This is a genomic window from Acinetobacter sp. V89_7, assembly GCF_029967895.1.
In the GTDB taxonomy this organism is placed as follows: Bacteria; Pseudomonadota; Gammaproteobacteria; order Pseudomonadales; family Moraxellaceae; genus Acinetobacter; species Acinetobacter soli.
In genome coordinates, this window is the sequence record NZ_JASCAJ010000029.1 from 14,723 (window position 1) to 36,297 (window position 21,575).

Consider the following 21,575-nt stretch of genomic DNA (forward strand, 5'->3'; position numbering starts at 1 on the left):
AAAAAAGTAGCGACAGTTTGCTGCTGATAACGCAAGAAATCAGGGTCACTGAAATTTCAGGCTTTATCGGCTAAATCACGTACCAGTAGATCGCAAAGAAGTGTGATCCTGCACCTAACAGTACAAAAAGATGCCAGATGGCATGGGTATATCTTACCTTTTTTAAGGCATAAAACAATGCTCCAATCGTATAAGCCGCGCCACCAAAAATCAGTAAATTCAAGGCATCTGAACCAAGAAACTCGCGCATATCATCGACGACCAGTACAGCCAGCCAGCCCATCACCAAATAGGCTGCCAGCGAGATCTTTTGAAAACGATGAATAAACACCAGCTTAAACAAAGTACCGATCAAGGCAATGATCCAAAGTGCAATTAGAAGATAGGTGGCTTTGGCTGTTGGAATCGCAATACTCAAAAAGGGAGTGTAAGTGCCCGCGATCAGGTAATAAATGGCTGTATGATCGAGTTTTTTGTACCAATGACGTTTTTCTTGGGTTTTAGCAAAGTGATACAGCGTGGAGCTACTAAACAGCAACACCAAGCTTAAGGCATAGACCAGCAGCCCGATCCATTGCGCTAAGGGTAAGCTGCTACCTTTGATCAGTAAAAAAATTGCTCCGATCACCGCGAGGCCTGCACCGAGTGCATGACTCCATGCATTGAGCTGTTCTTCAAGCGGATCGTAATCTTGCACAGGAGATTGAGCCATTCATTATTCTTTCTATTAAAAATACACTTGTATAGTAATTCAATTTTGTTTTTAAAGTAAGTCGATTTAAACTATGTTGCTTAACACACAAGGTTTTTGATTATGTCCGTTCAGGCTTCCGAAATATCATCGCAACAACAGTTCCTTGAACTCATTCAAGAATCGATTGAAAATCAAGAATTTGATCGTTTGATCTTGAGTCAGTATAAAGGTGATGAGCCTGAGCTGGAAAAAATTACGTGTCGTGTTGTGGAATTGCAACAACAAGTTAAACTCAATGTGCTTTACCATTACACCACCAAAGATGTGACCAAAAACTACCCGCTAGATGAAGCACTTGATTGTATCGAATCTTATTTGGCAGCGTGTAAGCAGGCGAATCTGTTTAGCTCGCGCTTAGATGCACAACTGAAAAAAAATAAAAAGAAAGCCATGCTCACCGTACAACAGCGTCAGCCAAACCGTACTCAACCTGCCACGACACTACAGCATAATCGAGAAAAACAGCGTTATATCGATGCCAGTGCACCGTTTTTACAGGGGCTCGGTATTAGTGACAGTCATGGCAAAATCATTCCGGCGATGGCCAGAAAATGGAAACAGATTAATAAATTTATTGAAATTTTTTCTCATGCCTATGAGCAAATTTCGCTGAAAGACAACACCATCAAAATTGTCGATTTTGGTTCAGGCAAGGGCTATCTAACGTTTGCTTTATATGATTATTTACAACAGCAAACCCAGACTCAGCCACAGATTACAGGCGTTGAGTTACGTTCGGCTTTGGTCGAGTTTTGTGAACAGCTTGCACTAAAATCAGGATTTGATCATCTTGATTTTTTTGAAGGTGATGTACGAACCTATCAACCTGAACGCTTAGATGTCATGATCGCGCTGCATGCCTGTGACATTGCCACAGATTTTGCCATTCATACCGGTATTCGGCTCAATGCCTCGATGATCATGTGCGCACCTTGCTGTCATAAGGAAATCCGACCGCAATTACAAAGCCCGAAAGTGCTTAAGCCGATGCTGCAATTTGGTATCCATGCGGGTCAGCAGGCCGAAATGCTCACCGATACCTTACGTGCCTTGTTGCTCAAGGCGCATGGCTATGACGTTAAGGTCTTTGAATTTGTTTCACTTGAGCATACCAGTAAAAACAAAATGATTTTGGCCACCAAGCGTGAACAGAATGAACAGCCAGATGCACACATCTTGGAACAGATTCAGGCATTAAAACAGATGTATGGTATAGAGAAACAAACCTTAGAATTGCTATTAAACGATCAGATCGCGATTGAAAATGTAGGATGTAAATGTTAAATGACTGAAAACGTTACATCAAACTTGCAACTTGATCTTCAAATCGGAGATTGGCGCAGCCTCAAACAGGATGCCAAATATGTTCGGACACTGGTATTTATTGAGGAGCAACACATTCCTGAACAAGAGGAATGGGATGATCAAGATCAGGTTTCGCAACATTTTGTGATGTATCACGATGGTCAGCCAATTGCCACAGCGCGCTTGCTTCCAAATCGTAGTATTGGGCGCGTGGCGGTTTTAAAAGCGTATCGCAGTATGAAGATTGGACAGCAGCTTATGCGGGCCATGATTGATTATGCAAGGCAGCACGATTTGCCTGATTTAAAACTTTCTGCGCAAGTCTATGCAACAGGTTTTTACACACGTTTGGGCTTCATTCAACGCGGTGAAACCTATGACGATTGCGGAATCGAACATATTGAGATGTTTTTATCTTTAACTACATAGACATTAAGTAGCGCTTGGGTGTGATGATTCTTTGGAGAAATCAGGAATTAAGCATCCATGATCTATTGTCCAATCGGTTAGTCGGTTAGTACTTTGGAAAGATCAGAACGAATTGATCTGATCTCAATCGAGTTAAGCCATCCCTTTATTAAAGCGATTGCCATGCTTCCATGGCGGCGTAGCCAGTTTCTTGACCCACCCGATAAGTATATTCGAGTTTTTTACGATCTTTACAGAGTCGACTGGCCAAGCCTTTTTTGTCGGGAACACACACCTCCAAAATACGCTGCTCATTTGGCTGACGTAAAAAGTTCACTGAGTCGTTATAGCGTAAACAGCGCGCTTGGAGACTTGAGGCAAAACCATGGTGGTGTTTGAGCATGTACTTGGCCAAGAACTGATCGCCCTTACTGCTGGTTTTGGCATAATGTTGCGGCCGTGTACGAATCACCATGAGTGCATTGACATCGTGTTGTTGCGCGGCCCATTGAACTGGTAGGGCATCGGCCACACCGCCATCAAAATACGGTTCACCCATAATGTCGACAGGCTGTCGGGTGAGCACAGGAATGGTACTTGAGGCACGAAGGGCGCTGAGCAGATTGTCCTTTCCTGCACGTAGATATTCGGCACGACCACTTCGTGCATGCGTCAGCACCATATAAAAGTCGGGATTTTGGGCAAAGAGTGCCTGCTGATCGAGTGGGCGTTCTGCTTCACCCACCTGCCACATCCATTCAAGATCGATTAAATCGCCGCCCTTTAAAAAGCGTTTATAGCTGATAAATTCTGGACGCAAAGAATGATCGATATAAAACTGAAGCGTGCGACCGTGTTGACCAGCCAAATAGTTGGCCAGATTGGTCGAGCCTGATGACACCCCGACATACAGATCAAAGGGATTAAACTGTTTTTCTAAAAAGGCATCGAGTACACCTGCGGTAAAGGCACCGCGCATACCGCCGCCTTCAACGATAAGTGCTTGACGTTGGGGAGTAGACACAATAAAAACTCAAAAATTAGGGTTGTTGCGAAGCGGGCGCATGGGTGTTTTGGGGTGCAACAGGCGCAACTGACGCATGGGAAGTATCGTGCTTTTGGCGTTGCTGACTAGGCATGTAATCGGGTTCGCTGCTCATGGCGAAATATAAAAAAGTGAAAAAAATGGTGGTAATTACTCCCACAATCATGACGAATTTCCAGCCTAATCCGGTAGATTCCGCATCATTAGAATGATTTGTTCGGTTCATACTTAGCCGTCCACATGCAGAGCATAATGAAAACAGCGTTATAGCATATTTTGCTGATGTGAACTGTGTTAAATCATCATACTTCAGCCATACAAGTACGCCTTGTCTATACAGACAAGGCGTACTGCGCATAACCGATCATTACTGAATGGGCTGATTGGTAGCCGCTTTTTCTTTCAACAGCGCAGGTGGTGTGAAGCGTGCTCCATAATGCGCCTCTAATTGTTGCGCACGCTCTAAAGCCTGTGCGGTTCCGTGCTGATTTAAAAACTGAATAGCACCGCCTGTCCATGCAGCAAAGCCAATACCAAAAATTGACCCCACATTGGCATCGATCACCGATTCAAGGACGCCTTCTTCGTAGCAACGTAAGGTGTCGAGTGCCTGAACAAACAAGAAACGATCAATCATGTCTTGTTCAGAAAGGGAATGCGGTTTTTGCCAGCGGGAAAGTCCCGGCCACAAAAACTTTTTATCATTTTCAGGATATTCATAAAATCCTGCACCGGCCGCCTTACCTTTGCGGTCAAGCTCATGAATCATGCAATGAATCAGACCATCGACTGGAGATTCAGGTAAGGTTTTTCCTTCTGCTTGCAAGGCACGACGGGTTTCTTGGGTAATGTGCTCTGTCAGCGTAAGTGATACTTCGTCTTGTATGGCCAGCGGGCCAACAGGCATACCAGCTTTGAGGGCTGCCATTTCAATCTGTGCTGGATGTACGCCCTCGGCCAGTAAACGCATTCCTTCATTGATAAATGTGCCAAAAACCCGACTGGTAAAAAAGCCACGACTGTCGTTGACCACAATTGGAATTTTACCAATCTGCTGGACAAAATCGTAGGCTTTGGCCAGCGTTTCAGCAGATGTGCGTTGGCCTTTGATAATTTCGACCAATTGCATTTTATCGACCGGGCTAAAAAAATGTAGGCCGATAAATTTTTCTGGATCTTGACTGGCTTGGGCCAAGCCACTAATTGGCAGTGTAGAGGTGTTCGATGCAAAGATACCCTCTTGAGCCAAATAAGGTTCTGCCTCTTGAGTCACTTGTGCCTTAAGTGTTTGGTTTTCAAAGACTGCTTCAATGATCAGATCACAGTCGTGTAAATCTGCCACAGTTGCGGTTGGCACAATTAAGGCAAGAATCTGATCGCGTTTTTCTGCGGTCAGGCGTCCTTGTTGAACGCGCTTATCTAAAAGCTTGTGCGAGTAAGCTTTGCCTTTTTCAGCATTTTCAAGAGAGATGTCTTTAAGGACAACAGCAATGCCTTTTGTGGCTGTAGCGTATGCAATGCCGGCTCCCATCATGCCTGCACCTAAGACGCCTACTTTTTTGGCCTGCCACTTGGCGATGTCTGCGGGCCGACTTGCACCAGATTTGATGGCATTTAACCCATGCCAGAAAGTACCAATCATGTTTTTGGATATTTGCCCGGTGGCCAGTTGAGTGAAGTAGCGTGACTCAATGCGAAGGGCGGTATCGACATCGACCTGAGCACCTTCAACTGCTGCTGCCATAATCGCTTCCGGTGCTGGATAGCATCCCTTGGTTTTGTCACGGAGCATGGCAGGGGCAATCGCTAAGATCTGAGCCACAGCAGGGGTTTTGGGGTCTCCGCCGGGAATCTTGTAGCCTTTTACATCAAACGGTTGCTGACTTTTCGTGTTGGCTTTGACCCACGTCATGGCTTTTTCTAACAGCGCTGATTCATTTTCAGCAGTATCGTGTACGAGGCCAAGAGATTTTGCTTGCTCGACACCAAATTGTTTGCCTTCCATCAAGTAAGGAAATGCAGTTTGTAAGCCCAACAGCCTCACCATGCGAACAATCCCTCCACCACCGGGAAGTAAACCCAAGGTCACTTCAGGCAAACCAAATTTGGTTTTTGGGTCGCTGAGCGCAATTCGGTAGTGACAGCCGAGTGCTATTTCCCAGCCGCCGCCGAGTGCGGTGCCATTTAACGCCGCTACAACGGGCACGCCTAGCGTTTCAATGGTGCGTAAATTCGCTTTCAGTGCTTCAATCATTTGAAAAAAGTCGCTGGCCTGTTCGGGCTGAACCTGAATCAGTTCGTCTAGATCACCGCCAGCAAAAAAGGTTTTCTTGGCCGAGCGAAAGATGATGCCTTTCAGATCCGTTTCGGCTTTGAGCTTTTGAGTGATTTCATCGAGTGAATCACGAAATTCTGCATTCATGGTGTTGGCAGATTGCCCTGTAGAATCGAGTGTGAGAATCACAATCTGATCTGCATTTTTTTCGTAGTGAATTGCGCTCATGAGATTCTCCTTACACTCGTTCAATGATCGTCGCGATACCCATCCCACCGCCAACACACAAGGTGGCCAGCCCGCGTTTTTTATCTTGACGCTCCAGTTCGTCTAGCAGTGTGCCCAAAATCATGGCACCCGTTGCACCCAGTGGGTGACCCATGGCAATTGCACCACCATTCACATTCACTTTATCTTCTGGCACCTGTAGTTCATTGATAAAACGCATTACCACAGCCGCAAAGGCTTCATTAACTTCAAATAGGTCGATATCGTCAATAGTTAAGCCGGCTTTTTGTAAGGCTTTGCGGGCTGCAGGCGCAGGCCCAGTCAGCATAATGGTTGGATCTGTACCGACCAGCGCGGTTGCCAGTACTTTAGCGCGTGGTTTTAACCCTTGTTCTTTGACTGCTTTTTCAGAGGCAATAAGTACAACGGCTGCACCGTCTACAATGCCGGATGAATTTCCCGCATGATGGACATGATGAATTTTTTGCGCTTCTGGATATTTTTGTAGGGCTACGGCATCGAAACCCATTTGCCCCATCATTTCAAAGCTGGCATTGAGTTTGGCTAAACCTTCTAGCGTGGTTTGACCTTTGATAAATTCATCTTTTTCTAAAATCATGACGCCTGAATGATCTTTTACAGGCACGACAGATTTATCGAAATAACCTTGCGCTTGCGCCGCAGCGGCCTTTTGTTGTGAACCGACTGCAAACGCATCGACATCTGCACGAGTATATCCATCGAGAGTTGCAATCAAGTCTGCGCCAATGCCTTGTGGCACAAAAGACGATTTTAAGTTGGTTTCTGGATCGAGCGCCCACGGGCCGCCATCTGATCCCATTGGAATCCGTGACATCGACTCTACACCGCCAGCCACCACAACATCCTCCCAGCCCGAGCGGACTTTTTGTGCTGCCAGATTCACAGCCTCCAAGCCTGAAGCGCAAAAGCGGTTAATTTGCACTCCAGCCACATCATCGCTCCAACCAGCGGCAATTGCAGCGGTCTTGGCAATATCGCTACCCTGATCACCCACTGGCGTCACACAGCCCAAAACAATATCATCCACTTTGGCTGTATCGAGCTGATGGCGTTGTTTAAGTTCATTGAGTAAGGTTGTGAGCAAGGTGATAGGTTTTACTTCATAAAGAGAGCCGTCTTTTTTTCCTTTTCCACGTGGCGTGCGGATGGCATCGATGATGTAGGCTTCGCTCATCAGTGTTCCTTCTTTTGATCGTCAATATTGTTATGTTTTGCAGTGTAATGGATTTTACCTGCAAGACAATGACGAGAAGGTCATCTGGTCAGTGATGGTTTTTGCCAACGCCATAAAAAAACGTCTGGATTAATCCAGACGTTTGAAGAGACAGAATGCTCAGTGACTTCTTAATGATAGCCGTGCAACTGACGATACAGACCCGGTGTAACTCCGGTCCATTTTTTAAATGCACGATGGAAGGTACTGGTTTCACTAAAGCCGACTTGTTGTGCGACATCTTCAAGCGTCAAATCTGGATTGAGCAGCAAATGAATTGCGGCGTCACGACGTAACGCATCTTTAACCCCTTGATAGCTCTTGCCTTCGGCTGCCAGACGACGACGTAAGGTTTGTGGCGACAGATATAGCATCGAGGCCACATCATTGAGTGTCAGCATTTCTTCGCCAATTTGGCTCTTGAGCACCTCACGAATCCGAGAGGTAAGCGAATTGGTATTCTTAAACTTGATCAGGAGCTGTGCAGGGGCGGCCTTTAAAAACTCTTCAAGGGTTTTTTCGTCTTGGCGAATAGGCAAATCCAGATAATCCGCAGCAAACGTAATTTCGGTGCGTGGAGCATCAAACTGCATGACCGGTGCAAAAAACAGTGCATCGTATTCGTCTGCATGTGCCGGACGCGGATAGCTAAAGTGGACGCGTTCTAACGGCAGGCGACGTTCGATCAGCCATGATGCCAGACCGTGCCAGATCATCAGCATACTCTCGGTAATAAAATGATCGGGATCGAGTGTTTTGGGAATAAGAGGCACTAGACGTGCTTCGTGTTTGTCGCGTTCAAGCGTCACCGACCATTCATCGCCAAAAAGTTTATAAAACTGAGACGATAGCTCAAGCGCTTGGCCGAGAGTTTTGGCATGAATAATCAGTTGGCACATAATGGCAAAGGTACCCAGACGACGCGGCTGCACATCAAAACCGACATGCTCATCTTGAGTGACCATCCACAGCATTTTGATAAAGCGTGTGTATTGTTCTGGGGAAATACGGGCTTTAGGCTGGCGTAATAATTCTGCCTCGATTCCAACGTGGGACAGTAAGGTTTCGACATCCATGCCTAGGCGTTTTACGCCTGTTAACGCCGCATTCACAAAGTGGATACTAATGGTATCGCGGTTTACGTTTAATCCTTCGGTCTCTTTGATGTTCACTTGCAGTTGGCCTAAATGACTTTAAAAAATATTGGATTGGCGATTTACAACACGGGTAAATCATTTTCTTTATGTTAAATTGCCGAAATGATCAAGGTAAATGGCTGAACATGACATTGTGTCCTTTGTTTTACATTTTTATGATGAAGTAAAATAGTCAAAAAGAGTGATAACAAGATCATGAATACCCCATTAGCTGGACTGCGCGTTCTGGATTTTTCAACGTTATTGCCCGGACCATTTGCCACCTTATATTTAGCAGATTTAGGTGCAGATGTCATACATATTGAGTCACCGACACGTCCAGATTTGGTCCGAATTATGCCACCGTATGCCAATGGGCAGGCCACAGCACACAGTTACCTAAATCGAAATAAACAATCGATTACGTTAGATTTAAAAGACCGTGCAAGTATCGAGAAAATTTACGCCAAAATTCAGGAGGTTGATATTGTCGTTGAACAATTTCGGCCCGGCGTCATGACGCGTTTGGGGTTAGATTATGCTACCTTAAGTGCGCTCAATCCGGCTTTAATTTACTGCTCAATTACCGGCTATGGGCAAACTGGAACATATCGGGATCGTGCCGGACATGACATTAACTATGTGGCGTTATCTGGTATTGCTGGATATGGGGGACGTAAGGCATCGGGACCACCCCCAATGGGCATACAAATTGCCGATGTGGCCGGCGGCTCATTGCACGCCGTGATTGGCATTTTAACTGCCGTGATTGAACGGTCAAAAAGTGGGCTAGGTCAGCATGTCGATATTTCAATGACCGACTGTGCTGCTGGGCTAAATGCCATGAGTGCCGCAGCGACATTGGCAGCAGAGGAGCCACCGCGTGCAGAAAGTGAGGTCCTCAATGGAGGCAGCTTTTATGACTATTATGAAACCGCTGATGGACGATACTTCTCGATTGGCGGGCTAGAGCCGCAATTTATACAGGCGCTGGCGGTGGCTTTGGACTTACCGATTCTGGCGCAAAAAGCTGCATCGTTTCTCGATGACGATCGTCTCGCGGTTAAAGCGGCATTAAAAGATAAAATAAAAAGTAAAACTTGGGAGCAATGGCGAGAGATTTTTGCTTCGCTGGATGTTTGTGCCGAGCCCGTTTTATATTTAGAAGAAGCCTTAAATTCAGAATTGGCCGTTGAGCGAAATTGGTCAGTTGAGGTGCCTTTGGCATCGGATTCAGAAAAGGTCGAGAGACAACTGGCCTGCCCAATTAAATTTTCACGTTCTGAGGCTCAGTATCGGTTTACCGGGCAGACTTTGGGGGCTGGTCGCTGGGATTGAAGCACCAAAAATGACCACTTGTTAGTTTTTTTTCATAAAAGTTGTAAAAAATGAAGCAAAAGTTACTTTTTTGATGGGCGATTGATTAAAATAATTCGTAACACAATCTCACACAACCACATAAAAGGTTACGTAACAATGAAATTAGGGACAACATTCGCTGTTTCTTGTCTCTCAGTGTTATCACTGAGTATCTGGACGCAACAAGCTGTAGCCGCTTCTGCGTTTGATCCATCAAGCCCATGGATGCTAGGGGACTGGAACGGCAAACGTACCGAATTACAACAAAAAGGCTATGACTTCAGCATGGGGTACACTGGGGAAGTGGCGACCGTACTGGATTCTAAAGATACTTCAAGCCACGGTACAGAATATTCAGGCCAACTGGCACTCGGCACCCACTTTGATTTACAAAAGCTTTTGGGTTGGCAAGATACCGAAGCACAAATTACCCTGACCTATCGTGATGGTCGAAACCTGACCAATACAGCGCCTGCGCTAGCAGGACAGGTGAGTTCGGTTCAGGAAGTTTGGGGACGCGGTCAAACTTGGCGTTTGACAGATTTGTGGATCAAAAAGAAATTTTTTGATCAAGCATTGGATGTGAAGGTCGGTCGTTTTGGTGAAGCTGAAGATTTCAACAGCTTTGCCTGTGATTTTCAAAACCTTGCACTGTGTGGTTCACAAATGGGCAACTGGGCCGGCGATCAGTGGTACAATTGGCCTGTTAGCCAATGGGCGGCACGTGTAAAATACCAAGTGACCCCTGAAGTCTATGCACAAGTGGGCGTATTCGAATATAATCCTGAAAACTTAAAGCGCAGTAAAGGCTTTAACTTAAGTACAGATGGCTCACACGGCGCCTTAATTCCGGCAGAGCTTGTCTGGACACCAAAACTCGGTGCAAACCAATTGAAAGGTGAGTATCGCGCGGGCTATTATTATAGTACTGCCGATGCCAATAAACTGGACGATCAAGGTAATGCACTTGCTGAAACCGGTCACAAACAAGGTGGCTGGATCACGGCAAGACAACAAGTGACTGCTCATCAGGGCAATACAGAACGCGGCTTGTCGATTTGGGCAAATGCCGCATTCTTTGATGACAAAACGAATGCAATCAGTGATGTGCAAAACATCGCGCTCAGCTACATTGGCGCTTTCGATTCGCGTCCAAAAGATGAAATTGCACTTGGTTTTGCCCGTATTCATAAAGAAATCGACGGTTTCGACAATGAATACAATGCAGAGCTTTACTACGGTATTCATGCTGCAAACTGGTTAACGATTCGACCAAACGTACAATATGTACGTCATGTCGGTGCAATCAAAGATGGAAATAATGCTTGGGTTGGCGGCATCAAATTCCAGACAGTATTTTAATTTGAAATTGTATTAACCAAATTTCTGTTGAGACGCAATATCGTTGTGACTCAGCAGAAATTCAGTCGTTATACGAAGTATATGCCCCTCATATACTTCCTATAACAGATTAAAAAAACAATTTATTCGAGGTGGTATTATGTCTCAACCATCTTCAAATTCAGGATTACGAACCTTGACCGTAGTGATAGCTGCGGTGATTGGCCTATTCCTGCTCGTTGGAGGTATCTGGCTCACTGTACTCGGTGGGTCAATTTATTACGTGATCGCGGGTCTTGCATTACTGGTTTTTGCATGGCTATTACGCAAGCGTTCAACAGCTTCATATTGGTTGTATGCCGCATTAATGCTCGGCACAACTATATGGGGTGTGTGGGAAGCTGGAACAGATTTCTGGGCTTTGGCACCACGTTTAGACATTCTGGGTGTATTGGGTCTATGGATTTTAATTCCAGCGATCAGCCGTGGCATGGACAATGCCAAATCGGGCAAAATTGCGCTATCGTCGACGCTTGCAATCGCAATCGTCGTGATGGTTTATGCCATTTTTAACGATCCGCAAGAAATCAATGGTGTGATCAAGACTGAACAACCTAAAACTGCACAAGCAGTTGAAGGTGTTGATCCTGCCGATTGGCCTGCGTATGGTCGTACCCAAGGCGGTGTGCGCTATTCACCTTTGACTCAGATCAATGATCAAAACGTGAAAGACTTGAAAGTGGCATGGACTTTCCGTACAGGCGATCTCAAAAAAGAGGGCGATTCTGGCGAAACCACCAACCAAGTCACGCCAATCAAAATTGGCAACAACATGTATATGTGTACCACACACCAGTGGTTGATTGCACTTGATCCAGCGACAGGTAAAGAAAAATGGCGTTTTGATCCGAAACTTAAAGCGGATAAAACCTTCCAGCACTTAACCTGCCGTGGCGTGATGTACTACGATGCCAACAATACCACCGAGTTTGCAACCAGCTTAAAGGCGAAGCAACCGACCGTATCGGCTGAGTGTCCACGTAAAGTGATTTTGCCTGTAAATGACGGCCGTTTGGTTGCAGTAAATGCAGACACTGGTAAAAAATGTACAGACTTTGGTGTAAATGGTGAAATTGATTTACAAAAATCAATGCCATATGCCTATCCGGGTGGTTATAACCCAACTTCACCAGGCATTGTATCGGGTACCACCATTGTGATGGCTGGTTCTGTGACGGACAACTTCTCGACCAAAGAACCATCAGGTGTATTACGTGGTTATGACGTAAATACAGGTAAGTTGGTTTGGGCGTTTGACACAGGTTCAAAAAATCCGAACGCGATTCCTGAGCATCCTGAAGAGTTTGTCAATAACTCACCGAATGCATGGGCACCGTTGGCATACGATCCAAAACTCGATATCGTTTATGTACCAACAGGTGTCGGCACACCAGATATCTGGGGTGGCGACCGTTCTGAGTTAAAAGAGCGTTATGCAAACTCGATGTTGGCCATTAATGCAACAACAGGTCAAATTGTCTGGAATTTCCAGACCACACATCACGATTTGTGGGATATGGACGTACCGTCACAGCCATCATTGATGGATGTTAAAGTAAAATCGGGCGAAACGATTCCTGCGATTTATGTGTTGACCAAAACTGGTAACGTGTTTGTACTTGACCGTCGTAATGGTAAGCCAATTGTACCCGTGACTGAAAAACCTGTACCACAAACGGTTCAGCGTGGTCCACAAACTAAAGGTGAACGTTATTCTGCAACTCAACCTTTCTCTGAGTTGAACCTTGCGCCAAAAGACAAATTGACCGACAAACAAATGTGGGGTGCCACGATGTTTGACCAGTTAATGTGTCGTGTATCATTTAAACGCTTGAATTATGATGGCATTTATACGCCACCATCTGAAAACGGTACTTTGGTATTCCCGGGTAACCTTGGTGTATTTGAATGGGGCGGTATGTCGGTCAACCAAGATCGTCAGGTTGCAGTCATGAATCCATTGGCACTTCCATTTGTGAGCCGTTTGATCCCGATGGATCCAAACCGTCCGCAAAAAGCCAAAGGTGCCGGCACGGAGCAGGGTATTCAGCCAATGTACGGTACGCCGTATGGTGTTGAAATCAGTGCTTTCCTTTCTCCATTCGGTTTGCCGTGTAAGCAACCAGGCTGGGGTTATGTGGCAGGTGTCGATTTGAATACCCATGAAGTGGTTTGGAAAAAGCGTATCGGAACCATCCGTGACAGCTTACCAAATTTATTCCAGTTACCACCTTTGAAAATTGGTGTACCTGGTTTGGGTGGAACGATTTCAACTGCTGGAAACGTGATGTTTGTTGCCGCAACACAAGACAACTACATCCGTGCATTTAATGTTAGCAATGGTGAAAAATTGTGGGAAGCGCGTTTACCAGCCGGTGGACAAGCAACGCCAATGACCTATGAAATCAACGGTAAGCAATATATCGTGATCATGGCTGGTGGTCATGGTTCATTCGGAACCAAGATGGGTGACTATCTTGTGGCCTATGCATTGCCTAACTAAAAGCTAAGATTTCAATCTGATTTGCAAAGAAAGGTGTATTCGCTTCGGCGAGTACACCTTTTTTATTTTCAATGTTGGGTGAATAAAGTAACTGATTATGGGTTAAAGCTCATTAGAGTAAAATAATGATAAGAGTTCATTAAACTAAAAAAAGGCAATAAGATTCATGGATGAGTCAAAGTTTTGATTTCTTTTTTCAAACAAAAGAGGACTATTTAATAGGTCATATTCCCAATACTCAAATTTCAGATTTAGATTTTTAATTCAAAGAAATTATACCAGCTAGCGTATCGATATAAGACAGGTCATTTAGCTTACAGCCCGAACAAAAAGATTTACAATAAAAAGATTCATCGCAAGAGTGTGTACTTAAAATGAGATGTAAAACCGCACAGCACTCTTATCAATAAAACCGTTATTAAATATCCAAAAAAAGCATTTTGTTGATGAATCAAAGCTCGTTATGCTAGACGCCTTTATAATGAATCTACTAGCCATACGCCATGTATTTATATACTGATTTCGATCAACAGTTGATTAATGAACGCGTTGCTCAGTTCCGTGATCAAACCGAACGCTACTTAGCTGGAAAGCTCACCGAAGATGAATACCGTCCATTGCGTTTGCAAAATGGTCTTTACGTACAGCGTTATGCACCGATGCTGCGTATCGCGGTGCCGTATGGCTTGATGAATTCAAAACAATTACGCAAAATTGCAGAAATTTCAAAAGAATATGACCGTGGATATGCACACGTTTCTACGCGTCAAAATATTCAGTTGAACTGGCCAGCACTTGAAAATGTACCCGATATATTGGCAGAGCTTGCTACAGTACAAATGCATGCCATTCAAACCAGTGGTAACTGTATTCGTAATACCACTACAGATCAGTATGCGGGTGTTGTTGCAGGTGAAATTGCCGATCCGCGCCCGACCTGTGAATTGATTCGTCAGTGGAGTACTTTCCATCCAGAATTTGCGTTTTTACCACGTAAATTCAAAATTGCGGTGTCTGCACTTGAAGAGAAAGATCGTGCTGCAACGTCGTTTCATGACATTGGTGTCTACATTGTTAAAAACGATGCAGGTGAGATGGGCTACAAGATTAAAGTGGGTGGTGGTTTAGGCCGTACCCCAATTATTGGAAGTGTCATTCGTGAGTTTTTGCCACGTGAAGACCTCATTGCCTATTTAGATGCTGTCCTTCGCGTATACAACTTACACGGCCGTCGTGATAACAAATATAAAGCACGTATCAAAATTTTGGTGAAAGCTTTAACACCTGCGGTATTTGCTGAGAAAGTAGAAGCCGAGTTTGCACAAATCCGCGAATCTTTAAAAATTCAGCCTGAAGTGTTAAATAAACTGGATCAGGTGTTCACACCATTTACTTATCAAGCGTTGAACGACGAAGATTTCAGTACAGTGTTTGCTGAGCATCCAAAATTCAAGCAGTGGTACAACATCAATACCAATGCCCATAAAGTCAAAGGCTATCGTATTGTAAACATTAGCTTGAAGCGTGCAGGGGTTGCGCCAGGCGATATGACCACAGAAGAAATGAATTTGATTGCGGATCTGGCAGACCAATATACCTTTGGTGAGCTACGTACCACACACGAACAAAATATTTCACTGGTCGATGTGCCTCAAAAAGATTTGTTTGCATTGTGGCAAACGCTTGAGCAGCACAATATGGCCCGTGCGCATATTGGCTTCCTGACCGATATTATTTGCTGTCCGGGGGGTGATTTCTGTTCATTGGCAAATGCGAAATCGATTCCAATTTCAGAAGCCATTACGCGTCGTTTTGAAGATCTCGATACCATCTATAACTTGGGTGAGCTTGATCTGAATATTTCAGGCTGTATGAATGCCTGCGGTCATCACCATGTCGGTAATATTGGTATTTTAGGCGTGGATAAAAAAGGCGCAGAATTTTACCAGATCACGCTCGGCGGTAACGCAGATCACGATGCTTCGATTGGCGACATCTTGGGGCCATCATTTGCAGCCGATGCCGTGCCTGATGTGGTAGAAGAAATTTTAAATACCTATCTGGATTTGCGTCAGGATCAAGAACGTTTTATCGATACCTATCGCCGTGTTGGCATTCAACCTTTTAAGGAGCGCGCATATGCTTAATCCAGCATTACAGGTGCTTGCTAAAGACGGCAGCATTGCAGATAACACCTATCAACCGATTGCCGAAGACGGTGTGATTCCGGCAGGGGATGTGGTGGTGACCACTGCACAACTGGATCAACTTACCGCGATCCAAGGCAAAAAAGCGCTATACATCACGGTGAATGACTCACCAGAAACGCATCAATTTCCGCTGGATCAGCTCGATGCGATTTTTATTGAGTTTGCAGGTTTCAATGATGGCCGTGGTTATTCATTTGCTGCATTGTTGCGCCGTCAGGGGTATCAAGGTGAACTACGTGCAGTCGGTGATATTTTCAAAGATGTACTGAACTACTTAAAACGTTCTGGCTTTGATACGTTTGTCATTAAAGAAGGCAAAGACATTCAGGAAGCTGCTGCGGGCTTAAATGACTTCCGTCAACCGTATCAGGCTTCTACAGCCGTTCCTCAGGCCGACTATCAAACTGGGGCTTAAACCAGTTGACATTAAAAAAGCGGGCTTAAGCCCGCTTTTTTAATTGCTGACAAATGTGGCCATTTAAATCAGATCATGGTGTATGTGAGTATCACGTTCTATATCAGCTAATTTAAACCAAATGATGAGATTGATCGATTAAAAGTAAGCTCGCAATGATGATCATCAATGCACCCGAAACTTGGCTGATACGCTGTGCCGCATGTGGCCGGGTTTTGAGCAGTGCATGAGAACCAAAACCTACCGCATAATAAATGATGCTACATGTTGCCAGATGAATCATCCCCAGCACTAAAATTTGGGTTGAAACAGTAAAACCAGAAGATAAATCGATAAATTGTGGCAGCAAAGCAAAAAACAATAAAAATACTTTCGGATTTAACCCGCTAATGCACAGACCTTTAACCAACCAGTGCCGTGTCTGACTCGTGGTAGTGAGTAACGCGGAAGAATGACGAAGCTCAGCGGGATTTTTGAGTAAGCCGATTCCGAGCCAGAGTAAATACAGTGCGCCTGCTGCTGTTAATACCTGAAGCAATAGAGGTGAACCATTCACAATCGCACCAATGCCTGTGGCGACAAGGAGTGTACTCAACGCATGCCCGAGCAGCAGTCCAAACACAGCAGGAATCACCACTCGTCCACGGATCCCCGCTGTGATGGCATAAGCCCAATCGGCGCCGGGAGTTAAAATAAACAACGCGGAAACACCCCAAAATGTCAGCAAGGTATTCATATTCATTGTCATCTTCCTAAATTGAATAAGTACGAGCGGCCGTAAATGAGCGTAACGGTATGTAGAAAAGCATAGCCAGAACAGATTAGAATGTGCTGTTAAAGACTTGCTCAAAAAATGACAAAAAGGAGAGTTTCTTCTATATGGATAAGATAGATAAGAAGATTCTTGCGGAACTTCAGCAAAATGGATGATTATCTTTGACCGAGCTGGCTGAAAAAATTGGTTTGAGCCTGTCGCCGTGCCATCGTCGTGTACGTGCACTCGAAGAATCGGGTGTGATTCGGGGGTATCGTGCCCAGCTTGAACCTGCACTGATTGGACTACAATTTGCGACCATTGTGTTTGTCACGCTACGCGATAGTGACAAAGCCTCGGTGAGTGCATTTGAAGAAGCGGTGATCGAGATTCCACAAATCGTGCAGGCGCAGCGTTTGTTTGGTGATCCCGATTATATGCTGCATGTGGTAACTAAGGATTTGCTGAGTTTTCAAAAACTCTACGATGAGCGCCTTTCGGCTATGCCGAATGTACAGCGTTTAATTTCGACCATGGTCATGAAAAATGTGGTTACCGATCGTTTATATCCTATTTAGTCAGGTTATATAGTCTTCATTTGAGTCGATCGATGAATTCGCATTGATAGCTACCAAAAAACGATGTGTAATCTGCTTTAAAAAGAGAAATATCAAAGCGGTTATTAAAAAATTTACGCAAAATTTACGCCCTGTGTTTTTTGATATATAGAGAATTTACGCGTTAAATTTCCATACTAATGTCAACGTATTTAAACGATGGCATTTGCAATGTGGGAATTTATAACCGTGTTTGTGCTTGCGCTGATTTTGGCCTATCCGCTCGGTCATTATCTTGCCGATGTGATGCAAGCCAAACCGATGAAAAGCGATCGTCTGTTTCGTTGGATCGAACAGCCCCTCTATCGAATACTCGGCGTTCGGCAAACTGGAATGAACTGGCGGCAATATCTGGGTGCGTTCGTAATAAGTAACGTGGTGTTGCTTGCAGTGAGTGTAGTGATCCTCATGACGCAGGCATGGCTTCCACTCAATCCAGACCATGTTCCCAATATGAAATGGGATTTGGCCTTACATACCACCATTTCTTTTTTAACCAATACTAACCAGCAGCATTATTCGGGTCAGGCACAGCTCTCTTATTTGTCACAAATGACCGTGATTGTGGGCATGCAGTTTTTATCGCCGATCATTGGTTTGGCCTTGCTGACGGCTATGCTGCGTGCACTTTTCTTACAATCGGGTAAAACCCAAAGCAAAGACAAACAACATTGGCAAGAGATCAATCTTGGCAATTACTGGCTGGATTTGATACGTCCATTACTGCGCTTCTTTTTGCCTTTAGCTTTTGTTTTTTCATTGCTGCTGACATGGCAAGGTGTGCCTGCGACATTATCGGGTGGGCCGGTTGCGCAAAATCTGGATCAAAGTGTCGAAGTCAAAACACAGCATATTCCATTAGGGCCAGTCGCGCCGATGGTCGCGATCAAACAGTTGGGTAGTAATGGCGGAGGCTGGTATGGCCCAAACAGCAGTGTGCCACTTGAAAATCCAACGCCGTTCTCCAACGTGATTGAAATGCTGGCGATCTTACTGATTCCATTGTCTGTGGTGTTTATGATCGGACGCTTTGTACAGCGCCGTAAACTGATGTGGATGATTTTTGGCACCATGCTGCTGATGTCGTTGGCATCTACCATGTTGTCGATGTGGACCGAAAAATTTTCACTCTTACCCAATGTGGCACAAATGGAAGGTAAAGAAGTCCGCTTTGGGGTGGAAGCATCTGCGCTATGGAGTAGTTTGACCACGCAAGTGAATAATGGCTCGGTCAATATGATGCACGATTCGTCTTCACCCCTAAATGGTTTGGTGCAGCTCTGTAACATGTTAATCAATGCCATTTGGGGCGGTATTGGCTGTGGCGTGTTGCAGTTCTTTATTTACCTGCTTCTTGCAGTGTTCATTGCAGGATTAATGACAGGACGTACCCCCGAGATTTTCGGCAGAAAAATTGAAGTCACCGAAATTAAATTACTCGCTTTTGTGATCTTGCTGCAACCCGTCGTCATTCTAGGGCTTACCGCACTCGCCATTGCTTTTCCGTCATTGACGGCCAATTCCAATCTGGCCTTTCACGGCATCAGCCAAGTGTTTTATGAATATGTTTCGGCTTTTGCCAATAACGGTTCTGGTTTTGAAGGTCTGGGCGACAACACGGTGTGGTGGAATTTAAGTGCAAGTGTCGCGCTATTGGCGGGCCGTTATAGCGTGCTCATTGTGCCTGTATTAATCGCGGTCAGCTTGGCCACCAAGCCTAAAGCCACAGAAGGTAAAGGCTCATTGCATATCGAGTCACCCACCTTTGCTCTCACACTGATTGGCATTGTACTGATCTTAACGGTATTGCAGTTTATGCCAGTACTGGTTTTAGGCCCAATCGCAGACTATCTGTCGGTCCATATTTAACGCTGGAGCACGCATTATGAACTCGTCTCATGCGAACAAAATGACGATCTTGAATAAAGAAATTATTCAACAAACTTTTTATAAACTGCTCCCGCAGCATGCATTTCGAAATCCGGTCATGGCGTGTGTGTGGGTCGGTACGGTACTTACCGTCGTGGCGACACTTATGGGCAGTACCAGTCTGGGCTTTGGTTTGCTTTTGACACTGATCTTGCTGGTCACAGTACTATTTGCCAACTACGCCGAAGCAGTTGCAGAAGCCAAAGGGCGCGGGCAGGCTGCATCATTGCGTCAAGCACGTGAAAATCTGATGGCGAATAAACTCACCGATCTTGATTCATCTCAGACACCTGAGCTGATATCGGCCAATTTACTTAAAAAAGAGGATTTGGTACTGATCAAAGCGGGCGAGATTATACCCGCCGATGGTGAGATTGTGCGCGGCTTTGCCACCATTAATGAGTCGGCGGTGACGGGTGAGTCTGCGCCTGTACTGCGTGAAGCCAATACCGACCGCTCTGGTGTGATTGCGGGCACGAAAGTGCTGACCGATCAGATTGTTGTGCGTGTGAGCAATGAAGCGGGCCATAGCTTTCTCGATAAAATGATCGCACTGGTCGAAGGAGCAAACCGTCAGAAAACGCCGAACGAAATTGCATTGGGAATCTTATTAAATATCATGACCATCACCTTTATTGTGGTGGTGGTGACCTTGCCTTTTATTGGCTCAATGGTAGGCATCAAGATCAGTGTAGTTTTACTGGTGGCTTTATTGGTCTGCCTTATTCCGACCACCATTGGCGGTTTGTTACCTGCAATCGGGATTGCTGGCATGAACCGTGCCCTAAAAGCCAATGTATTGGCTAAATCGGGTAAAGCGGTTGAAGTCGCTGGTGATATTGATGTGTTACTGCTAGATAAAACAGGCACGATTACTTATGGCGATCGCCAGGCCACGGCGTTTTATCCGCTCACTGGTATCGGGATGAGTGAGCTGCGTCAGGCAGCCATGATGACCTCTTTTGCCGATCCGACACCAGAAGGGAAGTCGGTGGTGAGTTTAGCCAGAGAAATGGGCGAAACTGTACAAGAACCCGAACAGGCAGCGTTTATTCAGTTTAGTGCAGCAACTCGTTTATCCGGTGTCGATCTGGCCGATGGTCATCAAATTCGTAAGGGCGCGCTTGATGCAATTTTAGGATTCACCGAGCAAGATATTCGCAACAATATCGAGCTAAAAACCCGCGTAGAGCAAGTGGCATCTAAGGGTGCTACGCCGCTGGTGGTTGCCGCCAATCATACGATTTTAGGTGTGATTGAATTATCGGATGTGATCAAGCAAGGTATTAAAGAGCGTTTTGCTTTACTGCGCGAAATGGGCATCAAAACCATTATGGTGACAGGTGATAACCCACTGACCGCAGCCGCGATTGCCGCAGAAGCGGGAGTCGACGACTATATTGCCGAAGCCAGACCAGAAGACAAGCTGGCCTGTATCCGAAATGAACAAGCCGAAGGAAAACTGGTGGCCATGGTTGGCGATGGTACCAACGATGCACCTGCACTGGCACAAGCCGATATTGGGCTGGCCATGAACTCGGGGACTCAGGCGGCCAAAGAAGCTGGCAACATGGTCGATCTGGATTCAGACCCAACCAAATTGCTGGATGTGGTTGAAATTGGTAAACAGCAACTGATTACCCGTGGCGCATTAACCACCTTTTCATTGGCCAACGATGTTTCTAAATACTTCGTGATTTTACCGGCCTTGTTTGCTGTTGCGGTACCGCAGCTTGAGGTTTTAAACATTTTGCACTTGGGTAGCCCAAAAAGTGCCGTGATTTCGGCATTGATTTTCAATGCCTTGATTATTCCAATGTTGATTCCGCTGGCACTCCGTGGCGTCAAGTTTAAACCTGCCAGTGCATTGCAACTGCTACGCCGTAATATGCTGATCTACGGCGTGGGAGGTGTCGTGTTCCCGTTTATTGCCATCAAACTGATTGATCTTGTGGTCGCGGTGTGGATTTAGGAGCCAACG

17 protein-coding genes are annotated in these 21,575 nt (G+C 45.4%); 10 read left to right on the forward strand and 7 right to left on the reverse strand.

Annotated elements, in window-relative coordinates:
- Positions 1 to 70: 70 nt before the first annotated feature.
- On the reverse strand, positions 71 to 712 hold the full coding sequence (locus tag QLG00_RS09490) for a hemolysin III family protein (RefSeq protein WP_111812991.1): 642 nt from the start codon (positions 710 to 712) through the stop codon (positions 71 to 73).
- Between the two features lie 102 nt (positions 713 to 814).
- On the opposite strand from QLG00_RS09490, the gene QLG00_RS09495 reads away from it, so the two are divergent.
- Both QLG00_RS09495 and QLG00_RS09500 read left to right on the forward strand, forming a co-directional pair.
- On the forward strand, positions 815 to 2,038 hold the full coding sequence (locus QLG00_RS09495) for an SAM-dependent methyltransferase (protein ID WP_048765838.1): 1,224 nt from the start codon (positions 815 to 817) through the stop codon (positions 2,036 to 2,038).
- Complete coding sequence (locus QLG00_RS09500) at positions 2,039 to 2,488, forward strand: GNAT family N-acetyltransferase (protein ID WP_282470866.1); 450 nt, start codon at positions 2,039 to 2,041, stop codon at positions 2,486 to 2,488.
- Positions 2,489 to 2,636: 148 nt separating this feature from the next.
- On the opposite strand, the gene QLG00_RS09505 is transcribed toward QLG00_RS09500, so the two are convergent.
- The 5 genes from QLG00_RS09505 to QLG00_RS09525 form a co-directional block, all read right to left on the reverse strand.
- Complete coding sequence (locus QLG00_RS09505) at positions 2,637 to 3,491, reverse strand: patatin family protein (RefSeq protein ID WP_282470867.1); 855 nt, start codon at positions 3,489 to 3,491, stop codon at positions 2,637 to 2,639.
- Between the two features lie 16 nt (positions 3,492 to 3,507).
- Positions 3,508 to 3,738 carry a hypothetical protein gene (locus QLG00_RS09510; protein ID WP_004941230.1) on the reverse strand — a complete coding sequence of 77 codons (231 nt, stop codon included), beginning with the start codon at positions 3,736 to 3,738 and terminating at the stop codon, positions 3,508 to 3,510.
- 141 nt (positions 3,739 to 3,879) lie between these two features.
- Positions 3,880 to 6,015, reverse strand: a complete 2,136-nt coding sequence (locus QLG00_RS09515) for a 3-hydroxyacyl-CoA dehydrogenase NAD-binding domain-containing protein (protein WP_282470868.1) — start codon at positions 6,013 to 6,015, stop codon at positions 3,880 to 3,882.
- A 10-nt stretch (positions 6,016 to 6,025) separates the two neighbouring features.
- The gene (locus QLG00_RS09520; RefSeq protein WP_282470869.1) at positions 6,026 to 7,231 is read right to left on the reverse strand and encodes an acetyl-CoA C-acetyltransferase; all 1,206 of its coding nucleotides are present in this window, start codon (positions 7,229 to 7,231) and stop codon (positions 6,026 to 6,028) included.
- Positions 7,232 to 7,401: 170 nt separating this feature from the next.
- Entirely contained in the window at positions 7,402 to 8,442 is a 1,041-nt protein-coding gene (locus QLG00_RS09525) for an AraC family transcriptional regulator (RefSeq protein WP_004941225.1), read from the reverse strand.
- A 180-nt stretch (positions 8,443 to 8,622) separates the two neighbouring features.
- On the opposite strand from QLG00_RS09525, the gene QLG00_RS09530 reads away from it, so the two are divergent.
- The 5 genes from QLG00_RS09530 to QLG00_RS09550 all read left to right on the forward strand — a co-directional run bounded on the left by QLG00_RS09530 (position 8,623) and on the right by QLG00_RS09550 (position 16,294).
- Positions 8,623 to 9,744, forward strand: coding sequence for a CaiB/BaiF CoA-transferase family protein (locus QLG00_RS09530; RefSeq protein ID WP_048765846.1), 1,122 nt, complete (start codon positions 8,623 to 8,625; stop codon positions 9,742 to 9,744).
- Positions 9,745 to 9,882: 138 nt separating this feature from the next.
- Positions 9,883 to 11,127 carry a carbohydrate porin gene (locus QLG00_RS09535; RefSeq protein WP_055414748.1) on the forward strand — a complete coding sequence of 415 codons (1,245 nt, stop codon included), beginning with the start codon at positions 9,883 to 9,885 and terminating at the stop codon, positions 11,125 to 11,127.
- 139 nt (positions 11,128 to 11,266) lie between these two features.
- The gene (locus QLG00_RS09540; protein WP_104124827.1) at positions 11,267 to 13,669 is read left to right on the forward strand and encodes a glucose/quinate/shikimate family membrane-bound PQQ-dependent dehydrogenase; all 2,403 of its coding nucleotides are present in this window, start codon (positions 11,267 to 11,269) and stop codon (positions 13,667 to 13,669) included.
- 503 nt (positions 13,670 to 14,172) lie between these two features.
- Positions 14,173 to 15,816, forward strand: coding sequence for a nitrite/sulfite reductase (locus QLG00_RS09545; RefSeq protein WP_004943422.1), 1,644 nt, complete (start codon positions 14,173 to 14,175; stop codon positions 15,814 to 15,816).
- Positions 15,809 to 16,294, forward strand: coding sequence for a DUF934 domain-containing protein (locus QLG00_RS09550; protein WP_004941198.1), 486 nt, complete (start codon positions 15,809 to 15,811; stop codon positions 16,292 to 16,294). Before QLG00_RS09545 ends, QLG00_RS09550 begins: the two co-directional genes overlap by 8 nt.
- 112 nt (positions 16,295 to 16,406) lie before the next feature.
- Here the strand turns inward: QLG00_RS09550 and QLG00_RS09555 are convergent, their stop codons facing one another.
- The gene (locus tag QLG00_RS09555; RefSeq protein ID WP_282470870.1) at positions 16,407 to 17,036 is read right to left on the reverse strand and encodes a LysE family translocator; all 630 of its coding nucleotides are present in this window, start codon (positions 17,034 to 17,036) and stop codon (positions 16,407 to 16,409) included.
- 194 nt (positions 17,037 to 17,230) lie between these two features.
- Here QLG00_RS09555 and QLG00_RS09560 point away from each other — a divergent pair, with 194 nt between their 5' ends.
- The 3 genes from QLG00_RS09560 to kdpB all read left to right on the forward strand — a co-directional run bounded on the left by QLG00_RS09560 (position 17,231) and on the right by kdpB (position 21,566).
- Complete coding sequence (locus QLG00_RS09560) at positions 17,231 to 17,626, forward strand: Lrp/AsnC family transcriptional regulator (RefSeq protein ID WP_282470871.1); 396 nt, start codon at positions 17,231 to 17,233, stop codon at positions 17,624 to 17,626.
- Positions 17,627 to 17,836: 210 nt separating this feature from the next.
- On the forward strand, positions 17,837 to 19,534 hold the full coding sequence (gene kdpA, locus QLG00_RS09565) for a potassium-transporting ATPase subunit KdpA (RefSeq protein ID WP_282470872.1): 1,698 nt from the start codon (positions 17,837 to 17,839) through the stop codon (positions 19,532 to 19,534).
- A gap of 16 nt (positions 19,535 to 19,550) precedes the next feature.
- On the forward strand, positions 19,551 to 21,566 hold the full coding sequence (kdpB, locus tag QLG00_RS09570; RefSeq protein ID WP_004929602.1) for a potassium-transporting ATPase subunit KdpB: 2,016 nt from the start codon (positions 19,551 to 19,553) through the stop codon (positions 21,564 to 21,566).
- Positions 21,567 to 21,575: the final 9 nt, after the last annotated feature.

Excerpts from the sequence above, each read along its gene's own strand:
- kdpB (WP_004929602.1), top strand. The coding sequence starts at position 19,551 with ATGAACTCGTCTCATGCGAACAAAATGACGATCTTGAATAAAGAAATT.
- QLG00_RS09535 (WP_055414748.1), top strand. The coding sequence starts at position 9,883 with ATGAAATTAGGGACAACATTCGCTGTTTCTTGTCTCTCAGTGTTATCA.
- QLG00_RS09530 (WP_048765846.1), top strand. The coding sequence starts at position 8,623 with ATGAATACCCCATTAGCTGGACTGCGCGTTCTGGATTTTTCAACGTTA.
- kdpA (WP_282470872.1), top strand. The coding sequence starts at position 17,837 with ATGTGGGAATTTATAACCGTGTTTGTGCTTGCGCTGATTTTGGCCTAT.
- QLG00_RS09490 (WP_111812991.1), bottom strand. The coding sequence starts at position 712 with ATGGCTCAATCTCCTGTGCAAGATTACGATCCGCTTGAAGAACAGCTC.
- QLG00_RS09520 (WP_282470869.1), bottom strand. The coding sequence starts at position 7,231 with ATGAGCGAAGCCTACATCATCGATGCCATCCGCACGCCACGTGGAAAA.
- QLG00_RS09555 (WP_282470870.1), bottom strand. The coding sequence starts at position 17,036 with ATGAATATGAATACCTTGCTGACATTTTGGGGTGTTTCCGCGTTGTTT.
- QLG00_RS09510 (WP_004941230.1), bottom strand. The coding sequence starts at position 3,738 with ATGAACCGAACAAATCATTCTAATGATGCGGAATCTACCGGATTAGGC.
- QLG00_RS09540 (WP_104124827.1), top strand. The coding sequence starts at position 11,267 with ATGTCTCAACCATCTTCAAATTCAGGATTACGAACCTTGACCGTAGTG.
- QLG00_RS09515 (WP_282470868.1), bottom strand. The coding sequence starts at position 6,015 with ATGAGCGCAATTCACTACGAAAAAAATGCAGATCAGATTGTGATTCTC.
- QLG00_RS09545 (WP_004943422.1), top strand. The coding sequence starts at position 14,173 with ATGTATTTATATACTGATTTCGATCAACAGTTGATTAATGAACGCGTT.
- QLG00_RS09550 (WP_004941198.1), top strand. The coding sequence starts at position 15,809 with ATGCTTAATCCAGCATTACAGGTGCTTGCTAAAGACGGCAGCATTGCA.
- QLG00_RS09495 (WP_048765838.1), top strand. The coding sequence starts at position 815 with ATGTCCGTTCAGGCTTCCGAAATATCATCGCAACAACAGTTCCTTGAA.
- QLG00_RS09500 (WP_282470866.1), top strand. The coding sequence starts at position 2,039 with ATGACTGAAAACGTTACATCAAACTTGCAACTTGATCTTCAAATCGGA.